A 16,540-nucleotide genomic window follows, 5' to 3' on the forward strand; every position below is an offset into this window, starting at 1 on the left:
TCGCGCCGAACTCAAGCCGCCCCCGGCACGAGGGCTTGTCCGCCCGTGCCTGCAAACCGGGTGTCCTTTGCCGCCACGTACTCGACGAACTCGTTCGCGGGCACGGGGCGGCCCAGGAGAAAGCCCTGCAGCGAGTCGCAGCCCAGGTCCGTGAGGAAGGCCTGCTGCTCCGCGGTTTCCACGCCCTCCGCGACAATACGCAAATTCAGTGACTGGCCGAGTGCGACGATGGCCGACACGATAGCGGCGTCTTCCGAATCGTGTGCCAGCTCGCTGACGAACTCCCGGTCGATCTTGAGCTCCGTCGCCGGAAGGCGTTTCAGATACATCAGGCTCGAGTAGCCCGTGCCGAAATCGTCGATCGAGATCTTCACGCCCATCTCGCTGAGTTCGCGCAGGATCCGAAGGCTCGTCTCGACGTCGCGCATGGCGGTCGACTCCGTGACCTCGATGGTCAGGCAGCTCGGGTCCAGTCCGTGCCGCTCGAGCGTCGTGCGCACCGTCTCGGTGAATCGCGCATGCGCGAACTGCAGTGAGGAGACGTTGACCGACACATCCCATTTCGTGAGCCCGCGCTCGCGCCATTCCTTCATCTGACGGCAGGCTTCGTTGAGCACCCATTCCCCCAGGGGGATGATCAGGCCACCCTTTTCCGCGATGGGGATGAACTGGTCGGGCGAGATGAGGCCGCGCGACGGGTGAATCCAGCGCACCAGCGCCTCGGCGCCGGTCACCGGGCCGTCAGGGGCGACGAATTTCGGCTGGAAGTGCAGCACCAGTTCGCCGCGGGCCAGGGCCGAGCGCAGGTCCATGACGAACTGCAACTGCTCGTGTACGTTGGCGTTCATCGACGCATCGAAGAAGCAATACGTATTCTTGCCGAGCGATTTGGCGTGATACATGGCCGCGTCGGCATTCGAGAGCAACGCTGCTTCGGACACGCCGTTATCTGGGTACATCGCGATCCCCACGCTGCCCGACACGAACAGGTCGTGCCCATGCACCGAGACCGGCTTCCGGATTTCGGCGAGGAGCTTGTCTGCCAGCGTGGCGGCATCCGTCGGCTCGCTCACGTCGCCGAGCAGCACGAACTCGTCGCCGCCGACGCGCGCGATGGTGTCCCGGCTTCTCACGCATTTGGAAATACGCCGCGATATCTCTTGCAGCAGAAGATCGCCAATGGCGTGGCCGAACACGTCGTTGACGGCCTTGAAGCCGTCGAGATCGACGAACATCAGCGCGAAGCGGCCGTTCGCGTTCTCCGCGCGCTGGATCGCCTGATCCATCCGGTCTTGCAGCAGTTCGCGGTTGGGAAGCTTCGTGAGCGGATCGTGGAGGGCCAGATAGGTGAGTTCCTGATTGGCTTCGGCCAGCGACTTCGCGAGTTTCGACGTCTGCGATTCGAGCCGGAAGTCGAGCACCGACACCGTCAGCGCAATGGCCAGCACGGCGAGCGTGCCGACCACCACCACGACGGCGAGCCATCCGGTGGCGCCCGTGCTGCCCGCGGCGCGGCACACGATCCCGAACGGGAACTCGGCGGCGGCCATGCCGGTGTAATGCATGCCCACGATCGCCAGGCCCATGACGACGGCAGCACCCGCGCGAAGCTGGCGGGTCCTGGGCGAATGGCGGCGCAAGCTGAAGGCGATCCAGAGCGCGGCGCCCGAAGCGGCGATCGCAATCAGCACCGACAGGCAGAAGATCCACGGCGTGTAATGAATGCCGGGCTCCATGCGCATTGCCGCCATGCCCGTGTAATGCATGCTGGCAACGCCAATGCCCATCAGAATCGCGCCGAACGCAAGGCGGTGCCAGGGCAGCGTGTCCAGGCACACGAGCCAGAGCGCGAAGGCCGAGAAGACCACGGCGATGAGCAGTGACAGCAGCGTGATGGCGGGGTCGTAGCCGAGCGGGATGGGCAGGTCGAACGCCAGCATCCCGATGAAGTGCATCGACCAGATGCCGACGCCCATGGCGAATGCGCCACCGGCGAGCCACCACCGGGCAACCGATCCGCGAGCGCTGACAATTCGTCCCGTCATGTCCAGCGCTGTGTAGGAAGCAAGCGTCGCTACAAGAATTGACAGGGCGACCAACAGCGGATCATAGGTACTGACGTACATGAAAAATCTCTAATGAGCTTCTTGCGCCAGGGCGGGCGTCGCTGATGCCGTGCGGCGTTGCTGCCGTCCCTGGCGTCCTCGCGGTGCGAATTGGCTACTGATAGTTCGTTTTCGATCACCGCGCTTTTGCGAATCCTAACAGGATGCTTTGGAATTGCAACGCGAGGGCCCGCTCTCGTGGCGCCTGAGCGTGGTACATCCGCACGCGCGAGCAGCGACTGAGCACGTTCGGATGGACGTACTGGGAGCGGTGCGTCGGAATGCTCGGGGGAATCGTCGGCCTGGCGCTCACCGCGTCGCTCCCGGACGATCCATTGCTGCGGTGGGGAGGGTGCGTGCCGTTTTCATCGGCTTGGCGCCGATGCCGCAGGGCCCCTGAACCCGCAGGCATCTCGACGAATTCCACGAGGCGATGCCGGCCAGACGCGCCGGGCGCAGCCCCGTGGCCGAAGTACCGGCCAATCACCGCCGCGCTACGATATCGGGCGGCAAGCGTTGTCGTTTTTGCCCGGCGATTGAAAATTCTACGAGGCGGGCCTCACGTGCGGCGCCCGCCGAGGCATCGCGCAAACGCTTATGCGGTATGGAATCAAGCCGTTGATTCTTTGGGGGATTCGCCGGCGCCGGCTGGTGCGCCCGGCTGAGCCGGCGCAAGGCCGGACGCCTGCCCGGCACGCCTCTTGCGAAAGCATCGGTTTTTGCTGCAGGAGGATTCCGTTTGAAAATCAGCACGCTGAGCTCGCTCAAAGCTTTCGAATCGGTCTCCCCGGCCGACTGGGTCTTCGCTGCGATCGCCGTCGCGGCAAGCTACGCCATCATGTCGGGCATCTTGCGTCTCGCGCTGGGCCGCTTCGGCGCGCTCACGCGGCGTTTGAAGTCGCCGGGCGCGAACATGTTCGCGGAAGTGCTCGGGGCGACCCGGCAATTCGTGCTGTTGTTCGCGGCGCTGCTCATCGGCCTGAAGTCGCTCGATCTCGGCAAGCGGTGGGATGCCGCCATCGTTCATTGCTGGACGGTGCTGTTTTGCCTGCAGCTCGCGCTGTGGGTCAATCGCGCGGTGAACGTGTGGCAGACGCGGCGGATGCAGCATCGCACGGCCGCGCCCGACAATCCGGTCATCGTGACGATGACGGCATGGACGCTGCGCGTGCTCGCCTGGGCGGTGCTGGTGCTCGCGATGCTGGCGAATTTCGGCGTCAACATCACCGCTTTCGTGGCCAGTCTCGGTATCGGCGGCGTGGCGGTGGCGCTGGCGGTGCAGAACGTGTTGAGCGACCTGTTCGCGTCGCTGGCCATCGGGCTGGACAAGCCGTTCGAAGTGGGTGACTTCATCGTCTTCAGCGACGTGGCGGGAACGATCGAGCGCATCGGGCTGAAGACCACCCGCATTCGCAGCCTGAGCGGCGAGGAGATCATCTGCGGCAATACCGAACTGCTCAAGAACACGCTGCATAACTACAAGCGCATGTCCGAGCGGCGCATCGTGTTTACTTTCAGCCTGTCGTACTACACCGTGCCCGACAAGCTGGCCCGCGTGCCGGCCATGGTGAAGCGCTCGGTGGAGGCGTCGGGCAAGACGCGCTTCGACCGAGCGCACTTCAAGCAGTTCGGCGTGAGCTCGCTCGACTTCGAAGTCGTGTACTTCGTGCTCAGTCCCGACTACAACCTGTACATGGATCTGCAGCAGGACATCAATCTGGCGCTCATGCGCGAATTCCTGCAGGAAGACATTCGGTTCGCGATTCCGGCGAGCGTGCAGTACTACGCACAGGCGCCCGAACCGCCTGCGGACGCGGCGCCGGCGCGCTGACTCCCGGGGCGGGCGCACGCCTGCCGGCTTGTCATATTGGCGTGGTACGATCGCCCACATCCACGTGACTCCACGCCGTGGCATCGATCCAGCCGGGGTTCGCCGCGAGGCGACAAGATCAGGAGGCCAACATGTCTGCCGAGCAGAAGACGTTGCATCGCGGGTTCACCATCATCACCGTTCTCGAGCGCCTGTCGAAGGGGCGGGCGCGGCTCTCGGCCAAGGTGCTGGCAAGCGACGAAGACCACAAGCGTCGCCTGGGCGGCAAGAAACTTCTGCAAGCCAAGCGCTGGTTCGATCACTACGCGGACGATCTCGCGGCGCCGGTGATCGCGGGCCTCAAGCACACCATCGATCTCGAACTGGCCGCGGCCGGCAAGGCGCCGGCAAAGGCGGACGCAAAGGCAAAAGCGCCCGCCGGGTCGGCATCGGAAGGGATGAAGGACGGCAAGGGCGGTAAGGGCGGCAAGGGCGGTAAGGGTGGCAAGGGCGCCGAGGGCGGCAAGGGCGACAAGGGCGACAAGGGCGCCGAGGCCATCGTGGCCACCGAAGCGCCCGCAGCGGCCAAAGCCGTGAAGGCGTCCAGGGCGGCAGAAGTGGGCAAGCCTGTCAGGCTTGCGAAGGGCGCCAAAGCGTCGAGGGCGATCGAGCCGATCAAGCCGATCAAGCCGATCAAGGGGGCGAAGGTGCAGGGCCCGCGCGTGGGTAACGGCGCGCCCGCGTCCGCGCCGGTGCGTCGCCCGGCATAACGTCTCTCGCAACATCTCTCGCGGTCCCGGGCACTGCGTTTTCTCGTCAAGCGCCCGCTCCGATCCATTCCGATCCGTTCCGACGGCGCGCGCCTCCTGGCGACGCGCCGTTTTTCATTGCGCCGTTGAAACAGTCATGGCGGCCGGTAACGGCATGGCGCCCGGCGTGCCCAGGGGGCATCGGACAACGAGATATGGCATGCGTAATGCCCATCATTACGTTGGCCAAATCGATCCCGGGGCGCGCGGCATATGTCGCCGATTTCATGTGTTGCAAAGGCACCACTGGCGTGCCGAGTGTGACGGGAGCGTGTCAGAATGCACCGGCTTGCACAACACCGACGGTGCTTTCCCGCGAAGGAAAGCGCCGTTTGTCGTTTGGTAAGTACTCCATTGCATATGCGGTTGCAGCAAAACGCGTCCCGCGAGGGGCGTGTGCCACCGACGTCAACGGGGGACGCCCGCCCAGGCGGGGCGAACAAATACAAGATCACTACCAAAGAGGATAACGATGAAGCGCTTCCCACTCACGGTGCTGGCTGCGGCCAGCGTTGCCGTCGCCGCACCGGCGATGGCCCAGAGCAACGTCACGCTGTACGGTGTCATCGATGCCGGTATCGGCTATGTGAACAATGTCGCGTCCGGCCTGAACGCCAAGGGCGCGCACAACGTCCAGGCCGTGAGCGGCATCGGCCAGGGCAACCGCTGGGGCCTCAAGGGCTCCGAAGATCTGGGCGGCGGCCTCAAGGCCGTCTTCCTGTTGGAAAACGGCTTCAGCCTGACCAATGGCAACTTGCTGCAGAACAGCCGCATGTTCGGCCGTCAGGCCTATGTGGGGCTGCAGAGCGCGCAGGCCGGCACGGTCACGATCGGCCGCCAGTACGACTCCGTCGTCGACTTCGTGAGCCCGATCACGTCGGCCAAGCAATGGGCTACGCAGTATGGCGCGCACGTGGGCGACATCGACAACCTCTACAACTCCTTCCGCATCAACAACTCGATCAAGTACACGAGCGCCAACTACAGCGGTTTCTCGTTCGGCGCGCTGTACGGCTTCAGCAACGAAGCCAATACGGGCAATGGCACCGGCTTCTCGCATAACAACGCGTTCAGCCTGGGCGCTTCATACGCCAACGGTCCCCTGACGGCCGCGGTTGCGTACCTGCATCTGGCGAGCCCGGGCACGGCGAATGCCGGCGGTGCGGTCACCAACGATTACTCGAGCGCGACCGACATCTTCTACACGAGCGCGGTCGAGAAGCACGATATCGCCGCGGCCGGTGTGTCGTACCAGATCCAGGCGGCCACGGTCGGGTTCGTGTACAGCTATGCGAAGGTGCGCTACGCGAACCAGTCGTCGATTCGTGTGAATACGTTCGAGCTCAACGGCAAGTACCAGGTCACGCCGAATCTGCTCGGCGGGCTCGCCTTTATCTACAGCGACGGCAGCGTGGGTGGTGCAACGGCCCTGAGCGGCATCAGCAACGGCACCAAGCCGCGCTGGTTCCAGATCAACGCGGGCGGCGTGTACGCGTTCAGCAAGCGCACCGAATCGTACCTGACGGGCGTCTATCAGCGTGCGACCGGCGATGCCGTGGTGGCGGCGATCGACAACGTGGGCGGGCCGACCGGCACTGGCGCCCAGTCGCAGATTGCCGTGATCGCGGGCCTGCGCCACAAGTTCTGATCTTTGCCGGCATCCAGCGCCCTGTTTCGGGCCGAAGACGGGGGCCGTCGCGAGCGACGGGCCCCGTTTTGCCTTGTGGGCGGGGCGTGCAATTCACGCGTTTTACGTGTATAATCCGCGTCTTGTCCAAATTTGGGCATTGCGGGAAGGGATCCTCACTGACGAACGATGAGGGTCTGCTTCGCCATCAATCAACCGTTCAGCCAGTCTGGAAGGCACGATGCGGGGCTCGCGGATCGCGGGCGTGGCGTCGAGAGCCGATCGGGAGATCGCAGAGGAGGTGAGTCGCGGTCCCGCCGGATGTGGTGTAGTGCAGTCCGTCGCACGTCCGTTCGTCGCGCCCGGCAGGAGGGGACTCCAGCGGGGCGGTGAAGGGTATCGTTGCGCGGTAAGTTAAATTTCCGGCTTTCGAGAGCCGAATCACTATACGAGATATTGCATGACCAAGATCGTTATCAAAGACGGTGAACCCGTAGAAGTCGCACTGCGTCGCTTTCGCCGCGCCATCGACGGCACGGGCCTGATCAAGGAAGTCAAGGCACGCGCCGCTTACGAGAAGCCGACGGCCGAGCGCAAGCGCAAGAAGGCTGCCGCCGTGGCCCGCCTGCGCAAGCGCCTGCGCAGCCAGACGCTGAAGAAGAAGATGTACTGAGCGTGTCGTTGCGCCCTGGTGGCGCAGCACCATGCGAAGTGAAAAACCCGCCGTGAGGCGGGTTTTTTTATGTGCCGGGGCGACGAGCCGGTTTGATAAACTCGTCGCCTTCACCGCGCCCCGCCACCGGCCAATGCTGCGGATGCCCGACTCACGGTTCGATTCTCACGACTCGCCCACGACTCACCCACGGCTCAATTCCCCGATTCCCTATGAAAACACTGACCACCGCCGCCCTCGACGCGCTGACCCAGCAAGCGGAGCAGTCGCCGCGTCTGCGCATGAACCAGAACCTGCATGAATCGCTGGACGATCCCATCCAGCGTCTGACCATTGCGATGGAGCCGGCGACGTACATTCGTCCGCACCTTCATCGTTATACGTGGGAGCTGCTCACCGCACTGCGCGGGCGGTTTGTCGTGCTGACGTTTGACGAGGCCGGTGTCGTTACGGACCGTCAGGTGCTTGGCGAGGGCGCCGTGGCGATCGAGACGCCCGCGTGCGTGCACCATACGGTGCTCTCGCTGGACCCGGGCGCGGTCATCTTCGAGGTCAAGCACGGCCCGTATCGTCCGTTCGTCGAAGCCGACTATGCGAGCTGGTCGGCGCCCGCCGATACCCGCGAAGCGGCGTCGTTCATGGAATGGGTCAAAACGGCGCAGGTGGGCGAGCGCTGGGCGACGGCCTGAGGCCCAGACGGTGCAGGTGGGGGCGGGGGCGCCAGACATCATTGCGGCCGGCCCTGGAATTCCCCCGGCGCCATCGCGAGCCAGGCGTTCGCCGATATATCGGGTGAGCTCGCCGGTTGTGGCGCATTGGCTGGTTCAACTGGGCTAAACCAGGCTGAACGTCCGCAGCTACCGCTGCCGCCCTTCTGGGGCCGAAAGAAAAACGGGCCAGCACAATGCCGGCCCGTTTTGCACGTCGATGAAGACGATGACTTCTTCTGGCCGATTACTTCTTCCTGCGAACGGTCTTCTTCGGTGCCGGCGCGTCGTCATCCTGGACGGCGAGTTGCCCGCCGGTGCCCAGACCGCCCGCGACCGTCTGCTGCTTGTAGTTCTTCACGGCGCGCACGACATTGTTGTACGAGTCGGTGAAGGCCGCCACGATGACCTTGCCTTCGGCCGTGTTCGAGTAGCCCCCGAGCGAGCCGCCGGCCGAGCTGCCGACGATGCGACCCAGCGCGCCGAAGTCCATGGCGCTGGCGCTGCCTTCCGCGGCGGCGATCTGCACGCTCGAGCGGTTGTCGATCACCGTCAGCAGGGTGCTGGCTTCCTTCGAGTTCATGCTGCCGGCAAGTGCGCCGATGGCCGAACCGATGCCGCCCGGCAGGAGCCCGGCGATGCTCGCACCGGCGCCGCCAGCGTTGTTGTTCGTGAACGTGATCGACGGGCTGATCGCGTAATCGGCGGCCACCATCTTGCCCTTGCCGAAGTTCGACTTGCTGCGCAGTTCCCCCGAATCGTTCAGCGCGCGCTCGCCCATGATCGTGTTCATGCCGCGACCGCGGTCAACCACCACGAAGCAGTTCGACTGTTGCACCAGGAGCTTGAGCACCGGCACCGTCGAGCCGAGCTTGTACTGACCCGTCAGCACCCCGTACCAGGGCGCGGATGTATCCTCGATCACGGCGATCGTGCCCAAAGGACGGTCGCACTTTTCCAGCGTGGCGTTGGCGTTTTCCGAATTGGCGCCGCCGGCGGAGCCGGTGGCGGCGGTCTTGGCGCTGCTGCTGCCCATGTTCATGGTCGAGCAACCCGCCATGATGCCGGCTGCGAGCAGCAGGCCCGTGATTTTTGCGAGATGGTGTGCCATTTTCCTAGTTCTTTAGAATGTTGTTCTGGAAGTGGCGGCGCTGCTCTGCCCGCGGGTGCGGCGGGCTCGGCCGGGTCGGTGACGCCGCCAGATGCCAGGAGTCCAAAAAAGCAGGAGCGAAAGCGAGTTACCGTAGGACTCCTATGCTGAAATGCTCCGTAAGAACATTCCGCGCCGCATGCTAGCACGGCGGCAAACCACGGATCCCCTATCAAAAATCATGGGGATTACGAACGGATTAAGGATGGGATTGCAAGGGGCTTAGGTAAGGATTAGGTATTAACCATAATCCATTCGAACCTGTTGACGAAGATCGGCGGGGGACGCGAGCGGAGTCGGGACGTCGGGCACGGAACGCGGTAGATCCGATGGAACGTTTTCTCCGGACGTTCGCCCTTTCTCACCGTGATCATTCTTGCGAGCGCCGATAAGAAAGCCCGGAGGCGAGGCCGGTTGGGCTGCGCGGGACGCGTGCGAGGTGGGGGTTTTTGGTCCCCCCGACAGGAATCGAACCTGTATCTAGCGCTTAGGAGGCACTCGTTCTATCCATTGAACTACAGGGAGATGGACCATTCGCTGGCGTAGGCCGGTACGCGAGCGAGGGCAGAGTATAGCAAAAACGGTATCGCGATGGCCGCTTTGCTTCACGAGCGGCGCATTCGGGCATTGCATCCTGAGCGCATGCAACCTCCGGGACCACTCGGTTACCCGGCCGCCGGCGCAGAGTCCCGCACCCCTCGCATCATCCCCTCAGGCCCTCCTCCTCAGGCCTTCCCTTCACACCTTTCCCTCACACCTTCCCCTCACACCTTCCCCTCACACCTTCCCCTCACACCTTCCCCTCACACCTTCCCCTCACATCCGTCCCGCCACTCGGTCGCTTGACATGCCAGCCCCTTTCCGGAAACAATTCTGTCCATATTAAGGACGTTGAGTCCATAATATGGACATTAAAGGAGATCCCCAAATGCAATCGACGCGTCCCATCGAGCCCTCGCGGCAGGGCGGCGAGGGCGGTAGCCACCCGGCCACCATGCCGTACCAGTTTCCCAATCCCCCCGAAGCTCTGAAGGAAATCGTGCAGCCGCACGCCATTCCCGAAGATGAGCGCATATGGGTGCCGCAGGCCGAGAACGTCTGGTTCCGTCCGCTCTGCCTGAACGTATCGCAGGGCTATTGGATGAACCTGCTGCGCGTGCGCAAGTCGGGTGTGCTCTCGCGACACCGTCATCCGCAGGCGGTGCACGGCATGGTCCTCAAGGGCAAGTGGCGCTATCTCGAACACGATTGGGTCGCCACCGAGGGCAGCTACGTGTTCGAGCCGCCAGGGGAAACGCACACGCTCGTCGTGCCGGAAGACGTTGAAGAAATGATCACGATGTTCCAGGTCAACGGCGTGATGTTCTACGTCGACCCGTGGGGCCAATACATGGGCTACGAGGATGTCTTCACCAAGCTCGACATGTGTCGCAAGCACTACGAAGCCGTGGGTCTGGGCGCCGACTACGTCGACCAGTTCGTGAGGTGAGCATGGCACCGGCTCCTGTGCGCGGCACACCGCGCTATGACTTTACGGGCTCGGTTGCCGTCGTGACCGGCGCGTCCGGCGGCATCGGGCTCGCGCTCGCCGGAGCGCTGGCCGGCGCCGGCGCCACCGTCGTCAACTGGGATCTCAATCCGGTCGGGCACACCGGCATCCATGGCATGGCGCTCGACATTACCGACGACGGCGCCGTCGCCAATGTCGTGCGCGACACGCTCGAACGCTTCGGGCGAATCGACGTGCTCGTGAATAACGCGGGCTTCGCGGGGCCCACCATGCCGCTCACCGAATTCGATCCGCAGGTGTGGGCGCGCGTGATCGAAGTGAACCTCACCGGCGTCTATCGCGTATGCCGCCATGTAGTGCCGTGCATGCAGGCGAACGGCTACGGCCGCATCGTCAATATCGCCTCGCTCGCCGGCAAGGAAGGTACGCCGAATGCCTCCGCCTACAGTGCGGCCAAGGCCGGCGTGATCGCAATGACGAAGTCGCTCGGCAAGGAACTGGCGAAGACGGACGTGCGCGTCAACGCCATTGCGCCGGCCGCCATCGAGACCGCGCTGCTCAATCAGATGGCGCCGCAGCACGTGCAGACGATGATCGACAAAAGCCCCATGGCGCGGCTGGGAACGGTCGATGAAGTGGCGCAGCTGGCCCTGTGGCTGGCGAGCGGCGCGTGCACATTCAGCACGGGCGCCGTGTTCGATGTGTCCGGGGGGCGCGCAACGTACTGAGTGCGCGAGCGCCGCGGCGATCGCGTCCCGCGTCCCGGCAATCGGCCTCGGCCGCACGCTCGCGCTTTCCGACGTGTGGCGGCGCCTGGCCGTGGTTTTTATCAACACCTAAAGCTATAAGCACACTGGAGACAATCAATGGACTCTTTTCCCACACCAGCGGGACAGGCGGCTCGCACCGCCGCGGACGCCAGCGCGAAAAGCGCGCGCATCAAGCGCATGCAGTGGATCGCGGTCGTGTTTCTCACGCTCGCGGGCATGGTCAACTATCTCGATCGCAGCACGTTATCGATCGCCAACCATTCCGTTTCGCAGGAGCTCGGCCTGTCGGCTTCGGAGATGGGGCTGTTGCTCTCGTCATTCTCGCTCGCCTACGCGTTCTCGCAGTTGCCCATCGGCGTCATGCTGGACCGCTTCGGCGCACGCATCATGCTCGGCCTCGGCATGTTCATGTGGTCGGTGGCGCAGTTGGCCGGCGGCTTCGTGCACACGCTGCACCAGTTTCTCGTAGCGCGCGTGTTCCTCGGCATCGGCGAGGCGCCGCAATTTCCCGCAGGCGCGAAAGTCGTGAGCGAGTGGTTCGCCAAGCATGAGCGCGGCGGGCCGACGGGCGTGTTCGTCGCCTCCTCGACCATCGGCCCCATGATTGCACCTCCCATACTGACCGCGCTGATGCTGGCCTTCGGCTGGCGCACGATGTTCGTCATCATGGGCGCGCTTGGCATCGCGGTGGCGATCGGCTGGTACATCGTCTATCGCAACCGCAACGAGATCGCCCTGAGCCAGGCCGAGCGCGGCTATCTGGCCAGCGGCGAGCTCGAAGACAAGCGCGAGACGCGCATGACCTTCGCCGACTGGCGTGGCTTGTTCGCCCACAAGACGACGTGGGGCATGATCTTCGGCTACATGGGCGTGATCTACATGGTGTGGCTGTATCTGACCTGGCTGCCGGCGTACCTGGAACACGAACGTCACCTGTCCATCGCGAAGACCGGCTGGATTGTCTCGATTCCGTACCTCTTCGGCACGCTGGGCATGGTGGGCTCCGGCTACTTCGCCGACTGGCTGATGGGGCGCGGCGTGAAGCCGGTCACGAGCCGCAAGTGGCCGATCTGCATCGGTCTGATCGGTGCGGCCGCCTTCACGGTGCCGGCGGCGTTCACGCCCAGCACGCCGCTTGCCGTGACCTACATCAGTGCCGCCATGTTCTTCGTGAACTTCGCCAGCGGTGGCGGCTGGGCGCTGGTGAGCGTGGCAGCCCCGCGCCGCCTGGTGGGGTCGCTCTCGAGCCTGCAGAACTTCGGTGGTTACTTTGGCGGGTCGTTTGCCCCGCTGATTACCGGCATTGTCGTGGACCGCACCCATTCGTTCGTCAACGCATTGCTCATCAGCGCGGCGCTCGCCGTAGTGGCCGCATTCATTTACCTGCTGGTCGTGCGCGAGCCGATCGGCGAACGCGACGCGCCGCAGCCCCATGGCGGCCGGTCGCCCAAGGAAGCCTGAACCATGACTTATCGACCCGATCTGCTCGCCGGCAAGGTGGCCCTCGTCACCGGAGGCACGACCGGCATTGGCGCTGCCGTCGCCGCAGGCCTCGCCGCGCTCGGCGCTCGTGTGAGCGCGGCGGGCCTGCCGGCCCCGCAAGGCACGCCTGTGCCGCCGGCCGGCGTGTCCGTCGTCGCGCTCGACGTGTCCGACGACGCGAGCGTCACCCAGGTGGTCGGCGCCCATGACGCGCTCGACATCGTGGTGAACTGCGCCGGCGTGATTCGCCGCAACGCCGAACTCGACCCCGCGGTCTTCGCGCAGGTCATCGACATCAACCTCACGGGCACGATGCGCGTGTGCGCGGCGGCGCGCGAGAAGCTCCGCGCGAGCGGCGGTTGCATCGTCAATACGGCCTCGATGCTGAGCTTTTTCGGCGGCGGTCTCGTGCCCGGCTACAGCGCAAGCAAGGGAGGGGTCGCACAATTGACCAAGTCGCTGGCCATCGCCTACGCGGCCGACGGCATCCGCGTGAACGCCATCGCGCCGGGCTGGATCGCCACGCCGCTCACGCAGGCATTGCAGGAAAACGACGAACGCTCGAAGGGCATTCTGGAGCGCACGCCGATGAAGCGTTGGGGCACGCCGGAAGAGGTCGCGAACGTTGCCGTGTTCCTCACCACGCCGGCGGCCTCGTTCATGACGGGCGCCGTGGTGCCGGTGGATGGCGGCTATCTGAGCGTCTGACCCTCATTCGGCGCGCATTCGGGCGCGTTCGGTGAGCATTCGGCGCGCTCCCGCAGGCGGGGCGTCCAGGCGCTCGGCGGCGGCCCGTCCCACGCAGGGCAGGTCTTCGCCGGGCGGACGTCCTTCCGTCCCGTCCGCCGCTTCCGCTACTTCTGCTACTTCCGCCGCTCCCGCTGCGGCCAGTGCTTCCATTTACGGTTCCCGACGCGGCTCGCGCGCCACCATGCCAACGTCGCCGCGGCGCGCACCGCCCACCCCGGCAACGCTATAATCGCGCCTTCCGGGCATTGCCCGGTCGTGTCCGCCAGCGCCCGGCAAGCGTGTCGTTCGTCGCTCGCTGCGCGGCTGAATTGTCCGGCTTCCGAATCCTCGCACGCTGCCCGTCAGACATGCCCAAGTCCGCTACCAAACTTCCCGAGACGACTGATAACGACGCCGCACCGCTGGCCCGGCGCGAGGCGGCGGGTGCGTCGAAGGCAACAGGTACGCAGGCATTCTCGAAGTTCATGGCGGTGTTGCAATTGATCGCGGACGCCGCCGAGCCGCAGACGATTCCGCAACTGAGCCGCGCCAGCGGTTATCCGCGCCCGACCGTCTATCGCATTGTCGGTGCGCTCGTCGCCGAGGGGCTCGTCATCGAAAACCCACGCACGGGAACGCTCACGCTCGGGCCGCGCCTGATCAATCTGGCAAGTCGCAGTTGGGGCCGCTCCGACCTACGCGTTGCCGCCGCCGATGCGCTCAAGACGTTGCGCGACACCGTGCGCGAGACGGTTCACCTGGCGGTGCCGAGCGAGCTGGGCATGGTCTACATCGAGAAACTCGAAAGCCCGCAGGCCGTGCGTATGACGTCGCGCATCGGCACGCGCGTGACACTGTATTCGAGCTCGGTCGGCAAGGCGTATCTCTGCGCATTATCGGAGCCGCGGCGCGAGGCGCTGCTCGCGCAAATCAAGCTCGAGCGCTTCACCGCCAACACCATCACGGATCTCGACGTACTGCGCCGCGAACTCGCCGAGACGGCGCAACGCGGCTACGCCGAGGACCGCGAGGAGAACGAGCCGCAAATCTTCTGCTATGGCTCGCCGATTCTCGGACATGACGGCCAGCCCGTCGCGGCGATCTCTATTTCCATCCCGCTGTTTCGCCGCAGCGACACTCCGCTCGAAACCTATGTCGTGCCGCTCAAGGCCGCGTGTCGGGCCATCAGCGACCTGATTGCGCCGGTGCCCGGTGACTTGCTTTGACGCACTGGCGCGGCGCGTGATGTCTCCCGCTCCCGCACCCGCGCCTTGCAGCCGGCGTCCCATCTGAGGCGAATTCCGGACGGCGCCCCGTCTGCGCGCATCTCGGGAATTTCCCGATGGAACAACTGCGCGCGCCGTTTGTTCCATTGACGCTACAAATTGGCGCTCCTAGAGTCGGTGCCATGATCCATCGTACCGACGCTCTCATGACTCTCCGTGCTCCGCAGCGCGCGGCGCATCGCGTACTGCGCGAATAGCCCGCCGGCCAGCGCTGCGCGAATCGCGTCGCACAGTCGCCGCCATCACGCGATGGCCGAGATGCTGCGACGGCCCGCTGCCAACGCGGTTCGCACACGCTCCTTTTCCTGACGCCCCTGGCCGCTCGACGTGCCGACTCTCGCACGTCGCGGCATCGTGCGCCCTCGCGTTAGCCTGCCTGGCCAGTTCAGCGAATGTCGCTGCCGGCCGCGCAAGACGCGCGGCGCCGTGGGGCCCTGTTTTCTTCAACAAAAGAAAGACGCCCAGCCTCATGACGCCCCTCGCACGCAAAACCCTCGCTCGCGGAACTTTCGCACGCAAAACGCTCGCACGCAAAACCCTGCCTCTGGCCGGCGCTGCCTTGCTGCTCGCCACTGCCGCATCGCCGGCGCTCGCCCAGTCCAGTGTCACGCTCTACGGCGTGATCGAGGCGGCCATCGTTTCACAGAACCACGCGAGCCCCGACGGTGGGCGCATTGACTCCGTCAATCAGGCCGGCGAGGGTTTCCTCTCGGCGAGCCGCTTCGGTCTGCAAGGCATCGAAGACCTCGGCGGCGGCACCAAGGCGCGCTTCGTGCTCGAGAACGGCTTCAATTCCCAAGCGGGCACGTTCGATCAACAGGGGCAGCTCTTCGGCCGTCAGGCGTTCGTCGCGCTGCAAGGCGTCTGGGGCGAAGTGGCGCTCGGGCGGCAGTACACCGGCGCCGTGGTCGCCATCTCCATGGTCGACCCGATCTTCATCGGTGCGCCGCCCACCAACTCGTGGCTCGTCTTCCTCACCGGGCAGCGCTACAACAACGCGCTTACGTGGACGAAAAAGTTCGGCCCCTTCGGCATGAACCTGCAATACGCATTCGGTGGCATCGCGGGGCAGGGCTCGGCCCGCTCTTCCGCTTCGGGAGGGCTGTCCTGGGAGCAGGACGGTCACGTCTTCACCGGTCAATTGCAGCAGACGCACGACTCGCAGAGCCGCACTGCGAAGACGTGGTCGCTCGGCGCCAAAGTGAGCTATGGCAAGTGGAAGTTCCACGCCGACTATCTGCAAAGCCAGCGCGACGCCGGCTTCGACGTGACCAACGGGGGTGCCGACTACGCGTCGATCACCAACATGAGCACGGCCGCCACACCGACGACCGTTGCCGCCATCGGCTCGGTCTTCTCCGCCGCGCGTCGCGATCAGTTCTTCACGCTGGGGGCGAGCTACCTGCTCAACCCGTCATGGCAGTTCATCGTGGCGTATATGCAGGACAACACCAGCGCCGTGAACTTCAGCGGCAAGCGCCAGACGGTCTACGGCGTTGTCGATTACTTCTTCTCCAAACGCACCGACGTGTATTTCGCCACGGCGTATGAGCGCGTCGACGGCGGATGGTCCGGACTCTTCGGCACCACGACCACCGACTGGACCGGCGGCAACGGCGTGAAGCTCAACGGTTACGACAATCAAATGAGCTACTACGTCGGCTTGCGTCATCGCTTCTGACGCCAGCGCAACGCCTGTGCTTCGCGCACGAACCGTGCTGCGAAGACGCCGCGAGAAAACGCGTGCGGCGCAGCGGGAAGATTGCTGCGCCGCACCGTGAAATCCCTTGCCGTGCCTGCGTTTGCAGGCGCTGCCTTCAACCATTGCCGAAGGCTTAGGTGTTTTCCCGATAGGACATTTTGTCCGTCCGTTTGTTCTATT

General features: G+C 64.7%; 13 protein-coding genes and 1 tRNA gene. 11 read left to right on the forward strand and 3 right to left on the reverse strand.

The genetic code is table 11. The features are described 5' to 3' along the window. Positions 1 to 11: 11 nt before the first annotated feature. Positions 12 to 2,126 (reverse strand): putative bifunctional diguanylate cyclase/phosphodiesterase, encoded by a 2,115-nt coding sequence (locus PNO31109_RS17800; RefSeq protein WP_150556801.1) that lies wholly within the window; start codon positions 2,124 to 2,126, stop codon positions 12 to 14. 718 nt (positions 2,127 to 2,844) lie between these two features. Between PNO31109_RS17800 and PNO31109_RS17805 the strand changes: the two genes are divergently transcribed. From PNO31109_RS17805 to PNO31109_RS17825, 5 genes are all read left to right on the forward strand, one after another. Beyond that, positions 2,845 to 3,936: a mechanosensitive ion channel family protein gene (locus PNO31109_RS17805; RefSeq protein WP_241013980.1), complete on the forward strand. Its 1,092-nt coding sequence runs from the start codon at positions 2,845 to 2,847 to the stop codon at positions 3,934 to 3,936. A 131-nt stretch (positions 3,937 to 4,067) separates the two neighbouring features. Next, positions 4,068 to 4,685 carry a hypothetical protein gene (locus PNO31109_RS17810; RefSeq protein ID WP_150556802.1) on the forward strand — a complete coding sequence of 206 codons (618 nt, stop codon included), beginning with the start codon at positions 4,068 to 4,070 and terminating at the stop codon, positions 4,683 to 4,685. Between the two features lie 511 nt (positions 4,686 to 5,196). Continuing rightward, the gene (locus PNO31109_RS17815; RefSeq protein ID WP_150556803.1) at positions 5,197 to 6,372 is read left to right on the forward strand and encodes a porin; all 1,176 of its coding nucleotides are present in this window, start codon (positions 5,197 to 5,199) and stop codon (positions 6,370 to 6,372) included. A gap of 439 nt (positions 6,373 to 6,811) precedes the next feature. Then, positions 6,812 to 7,024: a 30S ribosomal protein S21 gene (gene rpsU, locus PNO31109_RS17820; protein ID WP_010806331.1), complete on the forward strand. Its 213-nt coding sequence runs from the start codon at positions 6,812 to 6,814 to the stop codon at positions 7,022 to 7,024. Between the two features lie 212 nt (positions 7,025 to 7,236). Then, on the forward strand, positions 7,237 to 7,713 hold the full coding sequence (locus PNO31109_RS17825; protein ID WP_150556804.1) for a WbuC family cupin fold metalloprotein: 477 nt from the start codon (positions 7,237 to 7,239) through the stop codon (positions 7,711 to 7,713). A 265-nt stretch (positions 7,714 to 7,978) separates the two neighbouring features. Here PNO31109_RS17825 and PNO31109_RS22225 read toward each other — a convergent pair whose 3' ends face one another. Both PNO31109_RS22225 and PNO31109_RS17835 read right to left on the reverse strand, forming a co-directional pair. Continuing rightward, the gene (locus PNO31109_RS22225) at positions 7,979 to 8,842 is read right to left on the reverse strand and encodes a CsgG/HfaB family protein (protein WP_150556805.1); all 864 of its coding nucleotides are present in this window, start codon (positions 8,840 to 8,842) and stop codon (positions 7,979 to 7,981) included. A gap of 489 nt (positions 8,843 to 9,331) precedes the next feature. Beyond that, positions 9,332 to 9,406 (reverse strand) — tRNA-Arg (locus PNO31109_RS17835). A gap of 469 nt (positions 9,407 to 9,875) precedes the next feature. Here PNO31109_RS17835 and PNO31109_RS17840 point away from each other — a divergent pair. The 6 genes from PNO31109_RS17840 (at position 9,876) to PNO31109_RS17865 (ending at position 16,339) form a co-directional block, all read left to right on the forward strand. Further along, the gene (locus tag PNO31109_RS17840) at positions 9,876 to 10,370 is read left to right on the forward strand and encodes a 2,4'-dihydroxyacetophenone dioxygenase family protein (protein ID WP_150556876.1); all 495 of its coding nucleotides are present in this window, start codon (positions 9,876 to 9,878) and stop codon (positions 10,368 to 10,370) included. A 2-nt stretch (positions 10,371 to 10,372) separates the two neighbouring features. After that, a complete protein-coding gene (locus tag PNO31109_RS17845; RefSeq protein ID WP_150556806.1) occupies positions 10,373 to 11,119 on the forward strand; it encodes an SDR family oxidoreductase in 747 nt (248 codons plus the stop codon). A 138-nt stretch (positions 11,120 to 11,257) separates the two neighbouring features. After that, entirely contained in the window at positions 11,258 to 12,622 is a 1,365-nt protein-coding gene (locus tag PNO31109_RS17850; protein WP_150556807.1) for an MFS transporter, read from the forward strand. Between the two features lie 3 nt (positions 12,623 to 12,625). Continuing rightward, entirely contained in the window at positions 12,626 to 13,351 is a 726-nt protein-coding gene (locus PNO31109_RS17855) for an SDR family NAD(P)-dependent oxidoreductase (protein WP_150556808.1), read from the forward strand. Between the two features lie 389 nt (positions 13,352 to 13,740). After that, positions 13,741 to 14,598 (forward strand): IclR family transcriptional regulator, encoded by an 858-nt coding sequence (locus tag PNO31109_RS17860; RefSeq protein ID WP_150556809.1) that lies wholly within the window; start codon positions 13,741 to 13,743, stop codon positions 14,596 to 14,598. 619 nt (positions 14,599 to 15,217) lie between these two features. Continuing rightward, the gene (locus PNO31109_RS17865) at positions 15,218 to 16,339 is read left to right on the forward strand and encodes a porin (protein WP_244958200.1); all 1,122 of its coding nucleotides are present in this window, start codon (positions 15,218 to 15,220) and stop codon (positions 16,337 to 16,339) included. The last annotated feature ends 201 nt before the right edge of the window (positions 16,340 to 16,540 follow it).

The organism is Pandoraea nosoerga (genome assembly GCF_902459585.1).
Classification (GTDB): Bacteria; Pseudomonadota; Gammaproteobacteria; order Burkholderiales; family Burkholderiaceae; genus Pandoraea; species Pandoraea nosoerga.

What these genes read in the sequence shown, in the direction of transcription:
- PNO31109_RS17815 (WP_150556803.1), top strand. Translation starts at nt 5,197, where the DNA reads ATGAAGCGCTTCCCACTCACGGTGCTGGCTGCGGCCAGCGTTGCCGTC.
- PNO31109_RS17855 (WP_150556808.1), top strand. Translation starts at nt 12,626, where the DNA reads ATGACTTATCGACCCGATCTGCTCGCCGGCAAGGTGGCCCTCGTCACC.
- PNO31109_RS17800 (WP_150556801.1), bottom strand. Translation starts at nt 2,126, where the DNA reads ATGTACGTCAGTACCTATGATCCGCTGTTGGTCGCCCTGTCAATTCTT.
- PNO31109_RS17850 (WP_150556807.1), top strand. Translation starts at nt 11,258, where the DNA reads ATGGACTCTTTTCCCACACCAGCGGGACAGGCGGCTCGCACCGCCGCG.
- rpsU (WP_010806331.1), top strand. Translation starts at nt 6,812, where the DNA reads ATGACCAAGATCGTTATCAAAGACGGTGAACCCGTAGAAGTCGCACTG.
- PNO31109_RS17810 (WP_150556802.1), top strand. Translation starts at nt 4,068, where the DNA reads ATGTCTGCCGAGCAGAAGACGTTGCATCGCGGGTTCACCATCATCACC.
- PNO31109_RS17860 (WP_150556809.1), top strand. Translation starts at nt 13,741, where the DNA reads ATGCCCAAGTCCGCTACCAAACTTCCCGAGACGACTGATAACGACGCC.
- PNO31109_RS22225 (WP_150556805.1), bottom strand. Translation starts at nt 8,842, where the DNA reads ATGGCACACCATCTCGCAAAAATCACGGGCCTGCTGCTCGCAGCCGGC.
- PNO31109_RS17825 (WP_150556804.1), top strand. Translation starts at nt 7,237, where the DNA reads ATGAAAACACTGACCACCGCCGCCCTCGACGCGCTGACCCAGCAAGCG.
- PNO31109_RS17840 (WP_150556876.1), top strand. Translation starts at nt 9,876, where the DNA reads ATGCCGTACCAGTTTCCCAATCCCCCCGAAGCTCTGAAGGAAATCGTG.
- PNO31109_RS17845 (WP_150556806.1), top strand. Translation starts at nt 10,373, where the DNA reads ATGGCACCGGCTCCTGTGCGCGGCACACCGCGCTATGACTTTACGGGC.